Source organism: Sphaerospermopsis kisseleviana CS-549 (assembly GCF_028329225.1).
Classification (GTDB): domain Bacteria; phylum Cyanobacteriota; class Cyanobacteriia; order Cyanobacteriales; family Nostocaceae; genus Sphaerospermopsis; species Sphaerospermopsis kisseleviana.
On record NZ_JAQMTI010000176.1, the window covers coordinates 23,523 to 35,592 of the forward strand.

The 12,070-nt window shown below is 36.2% G+C and carries 3 protein-coding genes; all 3 read right to left on the reverse strand.

All coding sequences use genetic code 11. From position 1 onward, the window contains the following. The 3 genes from PN497_RS14480 to PN497_RS14490 all read right to left on the reverse strand — a co-directional run bounded on the left by PN497_RS14480 (position 1) and on the right by PN497_RS14490 (position 11,740). A complete protein-coding gene (locus PN497_RS14480) occupies positions 1 to 1,656 on the reverse strand; it encodes a PfaD family polyunsaturated fatty acid/polyketide biosynthesis protein (protein ID WP_096565523.1) in 1,656 nt (551 codons plus the stop codon). Positions 1,657 to 1,824: 168 nt separating this feature from the next. Further along, entirely contained in the window at positions 1,825 to 4,617 is a 2,793-nt protein-coding gene (locus PN497_RS14485) for a PfaB family protein (RefSeq protein ID WP_096565521.1), read from the reverse strand. A 130-nt stretch (positions 4,618 to 4,747) separates the two neighbouring features. Further along, positions 4,748 to 11,740, reverse strand: a complete 6,993-nt coding sequence (locus tag PN497_RS14490) for a type I polyketide synthase (protein ID WP_096565519.1) — start codon at positions 11,738 to 11,740, stop codon at positions 4,748 to 4,750. Positions 11,741 to 12,070: the final 330 nt, after the last annotated feature.

Consider the following 12,070-nt stretch of genomic DNA (forward strand, 5'->3'; position numbering starts at 1 on the left):
TCATAATTTTTCTGGAAAATATTGACTGTATTCATCTGGAATTTGTAGTCCTTGGATTTTTAAGTTTTGGATGCGATATAAAAATGTTGCTCCTGTCATAATGTGTTCAGCAACTTCTACTACTTGGCGATTTTTTGGTTCAGCTAAGTATGAACCTCTCACCCAATCATTAAAGCTACCCATTGCCGGTCCACACCAAATTTGATAGTCAATTTCTCGACCTTTTTCTCCACTGTTAGACCACCGAGAAGATAGTCCTAAATACCAACGGAAAATTAGAGCCATTTTCAGTTTAGGATTACTTGCTGCTTTGGTTAATTTATCTGGGTTGCGTTGGGATAAATAATTAACTGTTTCTTGCCAAACTTCTTGCACAGGCTTTTTCAAAATTTGCTTTTCTAATTTCTCTTTCTCTGCGAGGGTAATTTCTTCAATTGAATTGTAATTTTTGTATAATTCATATAGTTTTTGAGCGCGGAGAGGAAAGAGTGTACCACGTTTGAGAACTTGTAATTTTACACCCATTTCAAACATATCTGCGGCGGGTGCCATCATCACATCAGCCATTTCGGCTTGAGCTAATAATTCTTTGGTATATTCAGAAGTTCCGGCTTCAATACAAGATTGATTTATAGAACCGGTAACAACATAAGCAGCACCCATAATAAAGGCAGCTAAGGCTGATTTTGGTGTGGAAATTCCGCCAGCTACGCCAATTCTGACGGGGTTTTCATATCTGTATTTATTTTGAATTTCATCTCGTAATTCTAAGATGGAAGGTAATAAACATATCAGGGGACGATTATCTGTATGACCTCCAGAATCTGCTTCTACTGTAATATCATCAGCCATAGGAATTTGGCTGGCAAGATTGGCTTGTAATTCACTAATTAAACCTTGTTCAACTAATTGTTTAAGGATTTTTGTAGGTGCAGGTTGCAAAAATTTAGTGGCAACTTCACGGCGAGAAACTTTGGCGATGACTTTATTTTTGATTTGGATTTGATTGGCTGAATTTAAACTTAATCCTGCGGCTCGATAATAAACAATGTTGTCAGTTAAATCTAAAAATGCAGATGCTTCAACAATTCTGACTTGATGTTTGAGATATAAATTAATGCTAAGACGTTCAATTGCTGGTTCACTGGGACTATGGAGTAAGTTAAAAGCGTAAGGTTTTTGATTTAAGGCTTGCTGAATTTTGTTAATAGCACTCTCGACACGGGAAGGGGATAAACCTCCTGCACCAAAGACACTTAAAATTCTTTGTTTACCTAGTGCAATTACCATTTCTTCTGATGCTATTCCTTGAGCCATTGCCCCAGTCATATAGGCATATTTTACACCATAAAAATCGAGGAAACTTGTATCACCTAGTTGTTGAATTGCTAAGGGTGGAACAGCCATTAACATTTCCATCTGGGCTGTTTTACCATTATTGACATGAGATAAATTACCTTCGTTTGTGATGCCAATTATCCCTTCATTTCTAACTATATAACATGGTTTTTCTAAATTCCTCAGTTTTAATTTAATTTGTTCTGCATCAAAGGAAACATTGTTAAAATTACCTTGCCAATTTTGATGATGGTTGATGAATAAGTTAGAAAACTGGAGATTATTTTCTTGATTCGATCTATTTTCTGTATTGTACATTTGAGTCAACCTCTTAACATCTAATTTGGTTTTGGGAACTCCGAAAAATCAATTATCCAATTAATTGATATCATCTAAACTTCCTGCACCTGATCCCTTTATCTATTAGTAAATTCCCTTATTTGGGCGGGCAAGATGCCCACCCCACACATACACCACAAATACAGGTTATTTAATTTTTGCTCTTTGTTCAACTATCTTTTTGTAAATGCCTATTTTTTGTTGAATTAAACAATTGATTTGCTGTAATGATGCTTGGCGTGATTTTAATAAAAAACTGTGAGCTTTATTCATGAGTGCATTGTTATCACTCAATTTTTGATAGTGCAGATTAGAGGGATGATGGGTGATAGATTTTAAATCTTCCAGAGAAATTAAAGGCGGATTTTGGAAATTACTGTTGGGTTCTAATTGAATTTGAGTTTGACTATTTACCCCAGAAAGAGAATACAAGCGTGATAAATCTAATTCAACTTGATGGCTGACGAGTTTGGCTAATCCTCTAATAATTGAAGTATGATCATCTACTCCCCTTCTATTCATAGATACAGCGAGGTGTTCTTTTTCTTTGAGGGTTGAATTTATCCAGCGGGTACAATTGCTACCAACTCCTACTTCAATAAATATTCTGATGTTGTCATTGTAGACGCGGTTAATTAAACGGGGAAAATCAAGTTGTTGACAGAGACTTTTAGCAATGTTATGTCCTATAGTTTGACTATCAATTGTAATTGGTTCGTAATTTGCAGCAGAATAAAAAGTAGATTCTGGTATATTTTGAATCGGCAATGTGTTAATTTTAGCAAGTTCATTGTACTCTGATTCCATTGGTTGACAATGAATTACATGATTTATTGATGTAGGGAAAGCATCACATTTGAGGTTTTCAATGACTCGTTTACAAGCTTGTGTTTCTCCAGCAATTACAACTTCTTCCGGTGTGTTAATTAATGGGATATACACACGGTTTTCATGTTTGATTGCTTCCTTCACTTCGGAAACTGGACATATCAGAATGTAGTTACTCCAAAATTCTGGAACATTGCTATTTAACGGTATCCCCCAAGCTTGACGAACTGCATTTTTTTGTCCTGATAGTTGGGTTTTAAATAAAGGAGATGAGTTCAAGTAATCACTGGTACTTTTAAAGCTAGTCCAAATACCTTGGGCTAACATCATACTGGTTTCACCAAGACTGTAGCCAAAAGCGCATTGAGATTGAATTTGAAAATAATTTTTGAGAATTGCTGTCATTAGTCCAGCAATGCCAACTTCTGCCTCCAGCATTGTTACTGGGTCATCTATTAATTGTTGTTCTATGACTTCTAATTGTCTTTTTGCAAGTTTATTGATGCTGCGGGGATAAATTGTTTTTTCAATCTTAGCAACTCGTTCATAGACGTTGTTAATTACTGGATCGTCATAAATTTTCGGAAATAGTCGGAAGAGGTTGCGACCTATACCAAGATAAGATGTGAAAGAGCCGGGATAAACGAAAGCAACTTTACCTTTTTTTCCCTGTGGTTTGGCTGTAAAATAACTGCCAAGAGGAGTTTGCCAATCTTTGCCAGTCTCAAAGGCAATTTTAACACCTTGAATTGCCCGATCTATTTCTATTGTTAATTCTTCTTGATTACGTGCTAAGATTGCTATGGTATAACTGGCATTTTGATAGTTTTGAATTTGATGTTTTTGAAATTCTCTAAATGTTTGGTTAGCTAGTTGGGATAAAGTAGGATAATTTTGGAGATTTTTTTGTAGTGTGAAAATTTCGTCTAGGAGTGAGGATTGATTTTTGGCAGCTATAGCAAATAAATAATAAGGCATTTGTTCTAAATATTTACTGCTGCGTTCTATTTGACTGGTATCTTCTGACAAAATTAAATGTACATAACTGCCATCAGCTTCCATGCTATTAATAGCAGCTATTCTTCTATTCACACCTGATTCTAAAAACCAAGGTTTAGATTCTGTGGCAACATAAAAGGGACTACCACGCCAAATATCTGGTTTTTTGACTCCAGTCCATTGAGGAACTGCGGGAATGTAGCGATGATATAAACAAAGTGCTGTTTTAATTAAGCTGATAATTCCTGATGCAGTGTGAGTGTCACCAATGTTAGCCTTAACGCTACCTAAAGCACAATGTAAATTGGTTTTTCCTGTTCTATAAGCTGTGATTAAACCTTGAATTTCTGCATCATCTTGTTGGGGAATTCCACTAGCATAAACTTCCAGATAACCAATATCTTTGGCTTCAATTTCTGCCAAAGAAAAAGCTGTTTGACAAGCTTGGGTGACAGTTTCTGGTTGATATGGAGAATTTTGCAATACACTTAAAGCATCAATTACTGCATATATGCAATTATTCTCTTCTCTGGCTACATCATGAAGTTGCAATACTACTGCTGCTGCACCTTCTCCTGTTAAAGTTTCATGAGCGTTTCGGTCATAACTGAGGGTCTGTATATCTATGCGGTGATTTTCCTGTTTAGCAAAGTCCATTGCTGCGACCAAAACAGCATCCACTTGCTTATTTGTTAATAGCTTTTGCGCTAAATTTAAGGCTAAAAAAACAGAATTTTCTTCAGCAAAAGCTGGACTTGTTGCATCCCAAAGCCGGGAAATATAACTGGCTAATTTATCTTGGTGCTGAGTTTGGGATTTACTCACCATGATCACTGCAATTTTTGTATCTGGTCGCAGTTTGGTATTTTTGAGAGTATTATCAGCCACTTTTAACATTAATTGTTGTTGTGGTGATAATTTTTCAATTTCTGCTAAGGGAATTGGTAAGGATGATGTTTGACTATCGTTTTGACTATAATTAATAGGTGTGAAATATTGTTTTCCTTGGTAAATACTGCGTTCAAAATCGTCTAATTCTTGAGAACTACTAACAAAACAATTCATGCCGATAATTGCTATTTTTGGAAGTTTATTTTGTGTAAATTCTTTCATGATGATTCTCCATGTTTCAGAATTAAGATAAGAGATCACGCAGAGGCGCAAAGAGCAGAAGATTATTATCTAATGTCGAGATTCAGAGGGTAAAATCTACATTTTCGCTCTGCGTCTCTGCGTGAGGTATCTAACCTATTTGTTTAGCTAGAACTGTACCTTTTGCGCCAATCATGCGATTATAAATTTGCCCTTGTTGATTGTGGGTAATAACATCAGCAACTACGTTTGATTCTGTTTTGGATTTGACTTCACAAGTTACATAAAATGTTTCCCCAAAGGGAACGGGTGCAAATTGTTCAAAGTTCAGAATTTCTGAGGGTAAACAACCTATTTGATGAAAGTGTTGTGTCCAAATCCAAAGGGAATGAATCTGCACATCTGCTATATAGGGGTTGAATGTCTGAACTGGAAATTGTCCCTGTTGCTGTGGTGTTGGTTCTGGTAATTTACATTCGATGGTGAGTTTACCAGGACTAGCATTTAATACTGATTTTACGCCTTGAAAGATAGTTCCGTGAAATAGGCTACCTCCTCCATTTTGATATAGTAATGGATTGGTAGATAGGAATTGTTCATCTTGGTTTAAGTTCACCAATTCATAGTTAGGAGGTGTGGGAATTTCCCGTTTTAAAATCAGATTGGTGCTGAAATGATATCTGATTTTTCCGTCGGGGGTGATACTGCTAATTTTAGCAGCTATTTGTATTTCTTTGTTTTCTATTTTAGCAAGTTCTTGAATTTCTAGAGTGTATTCATTTGCTGAATTTTCATCAAAGACAATTCCTTTTAAAACTTTGAAGTTAGAACAACTAAAGGCTTTAAAACCAGGATATAGTTGTTCACAAGTGTTAGCCATCCATAATAGTCCACAAGTTGCGGGAAGCACGGGACGACCTGCTATAACATGATCGTGTAAAAATGGATTGGATGCTAATGTTAATTGACGTTTAATGTGATAGGTTTTTAAGTCACTGGGTAAGGTGGTAGGAATATAAACTAAGGGACTACCAATTACTACTTGTGTTGTATTTGAATTGGTGTTTATCAGTTCATTAACTAACATTTGTGCGCCGATTTCTAGGGGTATAGTTTCAATTCCTCTTTCTGCAAATGCTGTCTTTAATTCTGGTGATACCATGCCACTCTCCCAGGGACCCCAGTTAATAGCAACTACATGACAATGGGGGTAATTCTGTTTGATAATATGGGCTGATTTGTTGAGGATTTCGTTAGCAAGTGCATAATCTGCTTGTCCCACATTTCCATAAAAACCAACCACTGAAGAAAACAATACTAAATATTGTAGTTGACTTGGTGGTACACATTGCAGGAGATTTTCTAAACCTTGAACTTTGGCAGTATAAACTGTTTCAAAATCCTGAATTGTTTTTTTCTCAATCCGTTTATCAGCTAAGTTACCAGCACCGTGAATAATTCCAGTTATCGCCCCTAACCTTTCAATTACAGGTGCAAGTTTTTCTGTTAATAAATTTCTATCGGTGATATCTACACTCAAATATTCAGCTTTTCCTCCTGCTTTTTCAATGGCTTTTAATGTATTTTTAATTTCTCTTTGAGAGTAAATTAATTGATATTTTCTTTGCACCATGATGGGGGTTGGTTTTTCTCCTTTGTCCAGAAAATCCTCCATAATTCGCTGTTTTAATTCAGCTTCATTTTCATAACCCTCAGCCCAAACTGGTTCTGGTTCTGTACTGGAACGACCTAAAAGAATGAATTTACATTGATATTCTTGGGCTAATTTGATCACACATTGGGCAGTGATTCCTTTTGCACCACCACTAACTAGAAATACTTGGTCTTTGGTAATGGGTAATTGGTGATTGGTAATGGTTAATGGGGTGGGTTCTGCAACTAAAGTGCATCTACCTTTGTTGGTATATCCTACTTCTGTAACTAATAAATTCGGATCTTGCAATTCCGCAAGGATGTATTTTACTGATGTTTCTGCATCTAAATCAGGACTTAAATCCAGGGAACGACAAAATACTGTTTCCCATTCTTGATTTAAACTTTTAGTCAGTCCAAATAGTCCCGCACTAATAGGACTAAAATTATTTGTTTTTCCTAATCCAAATTCCCCATCTAACCGCGCAATGCTTAAAAAACAACTACGTCCTTTTGTTGCTGCTTGATTGAGTGATTCTTTGAGATGTTTGGCAATTAAAAATACATGACAGAGAATGGTTTTTTCTGTTTCCGAACTATCACTGAATACAGGGTGTAGATGAATGAAAGAACCTACAAGACCAAACTTATTAGAAATATCGGTTAACTGTTGCTGTAAACTCTCTTCTTGCCAATCATTTAATCTTACCTGATTAATTCCTACGGGTAAATCTGATTGCGTAGAGGGAAAGCTTAAAACTACAATTTTACCACCTCTAACTGTTAAAATCCTAGCTAATTTTTCTGTCGTTGGTGAACCATCATCAGTGATTAAAACAATGTGATTTTCAGGAATGGTGAAATCTAAAATATCAGGTTGGGGAAGTGGTTTTAATTTTGCTGGACTGCGAAGAATTTTGTGATGAAATTCCTGTTCTTTGATATCCTGTTTTTCTTGCGTGAACAATTGCGTTAAACCCTCAGCTTGATGTTGCATATACTCGGCAATTTCTCCCAGTGTCCGCAGTTGTCCTAATTCTTCTGGGTTAGGTCTAGGTAAGTCGGGATAAAGTTCTAAAAGTCCTCCTAAAATTTCTACTCTTTTGATGGAATCAATTCCTAAATCTGCTTCAATATCCATTGATAGTTCTAACATTTCTACAGGATAACCTGTTTTATCACTAACAATTTTGAGCAGAATGTTACTCAAATCTGTGGGGGTTTTTATTTCTTGATTTTCAGATTTAACTAATACATCTTCGTTAGAGGAGATGACAATTGCCGCATCAGTTTGTGTATTACTAAGATGGTTAGAAGATGCTAAAAATTGCGGTTCATGTTCAACAGTTTCATGAGGAAATTCTACAAATATTGGTGCGGGTAATTTTTGGTTTTCTTTTGTTTCTGAACTCTCTACTTTTTGTTCTGATTTTTGATTTCGCAACTCTGGAACTAGAGTTTTTATATACTCGGCAATTTCTCCCAGTGTCCGCAGTTGTCCTAATTCTTCTGGGTTAGGTCTAGGTAAGTCGGGATAAAGTTCTAAAAGTCCTCCTAAAATTTCTACCCTTTTGATAGAATCAATTCCTAAATCTGCCTCAATATCCATTGATAAATCTAACATTTCTACAGGATAACCTGTTTTATCACTGACGATATTGAGTAGAGTTTGACTGAGGGTGGAGGTATCTATATTAATTGGAGTTGTGGGAACGACGTTAATAGTATTTGATTTCTCTTCTAACTTCTCCTCTGGTTGGGGAGGGGAAATAAACCTCTCCCCTAACCCCTCTCCTACAAGGTGAGGGGAAATATTCAAATCATTTTCGTTAATTAAGCTTTTTCCGTTTTCTTGTGCTTTTAGGAAATGGTGAGGAAGAGGTTGAGAAGGAGATTGGTTTTGATTTATATCATCAGTAATCTGCCAAAAATCATAATGTTGTTGCAGTAATTGAAAGTAATTATTGGCGTAGTCTTGTTGATAGTTGAGATATTTTTCATGAATGCGGATAGTTTCAGCTTGATGATCATGCAATCGCATTATGCTACGTTCGCAACTAGAAATTGCTAGTTGTTGTGTTTGCGCTTGATGTTCATTTCTTCCGTCATTTGCTAACAACGAATATTGTTGTTGCATTAATTCATAAAATGTCTTTGTGTACTCTGTTTGATTTTGCAAAGATTGTTCATGTGCGTGTGTAATTTCACTTTGTTGGCGAGTAAATTCTGCTAATGATTGTTCTAATCTGTCAATTACTCTGTCATAATTAGAAAGTTGAATTTCAACTTTTTCAGATTGTTCTATTTTTTCAGGTTGTTCTATTTTTTTTAATTGGCCGTTACTATCCTTATTCACAGTCTTACCATTACTGCTTTTTTCTACTAACAATTCCTGATTTTTTGGGATGGTAATTTTGATATCGGCAACTGGTTGTGGTTGTGGGTGATGTTCATTAACTTTTGCTGTTTCCGCTTTGATAACATGACCATTTTCTAAGGCTTTAGCAAATGCTTTTTGTGCTTTGTCGGTAATATTTGTACTATTCAAACGCACATTCAAAATTTTCTTTTGATCCTTTTTATTAACTTCGGGTATTTCAGTTTCAATCTGATATGGATCTAGATTTTGCAAAGGTATACCAGCAACCCGCAATTGTATGACTGCTTCTCTTAATACCAAATCGCTATTTTTACGATAGTTCCCATTTAAAGCTATAGCTATATGGGGTTTTTCACCTAAAATTTCTTTTACTAAGTTGGTGAGAACATTTTTAGGTCCAAACTCAATAAAGCAATAACCACCAGCCGCATATATATTCTCAATTTCTTGTTGAAATAACACCTGATTTAACAAATGTTGTTTGAGAATTTTTTGCATTGCTGCGGGTTGATTGGGGTACAATTCCCCTGTGACATTAGTATAAACGGGAATCTGCGCTTGATTAAAAGTTACCTTTTCAATTGCTTGGGCAAAAGGTTTCTGGGCATGGGCTACTAATGGTGTATGAAAAGCAGCGGAAACTCCTAATAAAAATGTCGAAAATCCTTTTTCTTGCAGAACATTTTGTACTTTGCTAATTTCTGCTTTCTTCCCAGCTAATACTACTTGATTTGGAGAATTACAATTAGCAATAGCAACCTGAGGAAAGTCTTTAATTAATTCCGTTACCTGACTGACATTACCTTTAACTGCCAACATTCCCCCGGCATCAATTTCTGTGGGTGTGGCCATTGCTTGTCCTCTAGCTTTGACCAAGAAAAAATAATCTTCTTCACTTAAAACACCCCCCGCCCACAAAGCTGTTAATTCTCCAAAACTATGACCAGCAACAAAATTTGCTTTCAAACCTGCTTGTTGTAATATCTTGTACAAACCTGTACTAAAAGCGCCAATTGCCGGTTGTGCATATTCGGTTTTTTGCAGTGTTTCTAGTTGCTTTTGTTTATGTTCTGGTTCAAAAACTGGCGGCGGAAATACAACTTCGGATAAAGAGTTTAACCCATCTTTACAAAACAAATTATCTATCTGATTATAGGTTTGACGTAAGTTAGGAAAGTTAATGACTAATTCCCGTCCCATTTCCAAATATTGCGAACCTTGCCCAGAGAACAAAGCCACTATTTTTCCTGTAGTTTCTATTCCTTTTTGTCGGTAATAAATTCCTTTGGGATGTTCCCAAGATTCAGATTGCGGTTTATTTTTTAGTAAGTCAATAATGACTGGTAAAAATTCTGTTGCTTGTGTCAAAGATGCTGCTACAAATCCCACTCTGGGATAATTGATGGGAATTTCTAATTGTTCAGATTCTGTAATTAGTTGTTGATAATGTTGTTCTTTATTTTCTGATTCTAGTTGTCGTTGGATATTCTCACAGCGAGATAATAATTCTGCGGTTGTGGGTGCAAATAAGAGGATGGATTTTGCAGAATTGTGTAAACGATACGAGTGTTCATGTTCATTGGTGTATTCCTCTAAAACAACATGATAATTTGTGCCTCCAAAACCAAATGCACTTACTCCAGCGCGTCTGGGTTGGTTACTAATCCAAGGTCTAGTTTCTGTGTTTAAATAAAATGGTGAATTTTCGATATTCAGTTTTGGATGTGGTTGAGTAACGTTAATTGTTGGTGGTAATACTTTATGATGTAATGCTAACGCCGTTTTAATTAAACTTGCTGCACCAGCGGCGGCTTTGGTGTGTCCAATTTGGGATTTAACTGTTCCCAAAGCAATATATTGTTTTTTGGGATTGTTGTCACTAAAAACTTCAGTTATGGATGTAAATTCTGTGGGATCTCCTACCATTGTTCCTGTGCCATGTGCTTCAATTAAACCCACAGTTTCTGGTGAAACACCGGCATTTTCATAAGCACGACGGAGGGCTTTTACTTGTCCTTGGGAATGGGGGGCGTAAATGCTTTTATATTTGCCATCGCTGGAACTGCCGATACCTTTAATGACTGCATAGATGCGATCGCCATCTCTCACTGCATCATCCAGGCGTTTGAGTACCACCATTCCCACGCCTTCACCTAACATCATGCCATCAGATTCTGCATCAAATGGTTTAACTTTTTCTCCCGGAGAAACCGCAGGAGTTTTACTAAAACACAGATAGGCAAAAATCGAATTATCAGTATCAACTCCGCCGGTTATCATCATGTCGGCGCGATTTTCAACTAATTCGCTAATTGCCATTTTTAATGCACCTAAAGAACTGGCGCAAGCAGCATCAACTACACAATTCATACCGCCTAAATCTAGTCGGTTGGCGATACGTCCAGAAATCACATTAGCTAACATTCCGGGGAAGGCGTTTTCTTCCCATTGTACATAAGCACTTTTAATTTTCTCAATTACTTTTTGGGTATCTTCATCCGATAAACCGCTGTTTTTCAAAACTTTTTCCCACACTGGATATTGCAATCTTGAACCTAAAGGTACTGCTAATTGTCTACCAATTGCTACACCTAATATTACCCCAGTGCGATCGCGGTTAAATTCTCTAGATTCACTATAACCTGCATCTTCTATTGCTGCTTTCGCAACTACCAAACCTAATAATTGAGAAATATCTGTCACCTCTAAAATATTTGGTGGTAAACCAAATTCCATCGGATTAAAATCAATATCTGGGATAAATCCACCCCGTTTACAGTAAGTTTTGTCTGGTGTTTTGGGATCAGGATCATAGTAATCATCTATATTCCACCGAGAAGGAGGAACATCAGTAATACAATCGGCTTTTTGAATAATTTTCTCCCAATATTCCTGTAAATTTTTTGATTGGGGAAATATCGAAGCCATGCCAATAATTGCTATGTTAGTTTGTTGCAATTGGCTATTAATTTTACTGTCTAAATTGGTGTGATCGTTTTTGTGATCGCGCATATTTTTTTTCACCTCAATAAGCTTGAGCAAAGCCTTTTCACAATTACTAACTTCATCTTGCAATTGTGCTAATGCAGCTTCAAATTTGGCAGCAGCCATGACAATATCTTTGTTTCTTGTGCGATTGAATTTTTTTGAGAAAGTTGTTATTTAAATTTGGTAAAATGCTTTGCTCGGCGGCTCAAGCAAGGATAGTTTCATAGAAAAAACTTAATCCTCTTCCCTGTAACTTTAAATTGCCGCTAACTTATCTTGATATTAGACTGGTGACAAATCTTTTACAACTTATATGCAACTTAGATGCAACTTAATCAAGTTGGATGAAATCTAAGTTTGCTTGAGCTTGAAATATATTAATTCGTGAGCTTTTTGCTTATCCAATTACTATCAAATTTAGCTGATGATTTTTATTTGATTACAAAAGTTGCA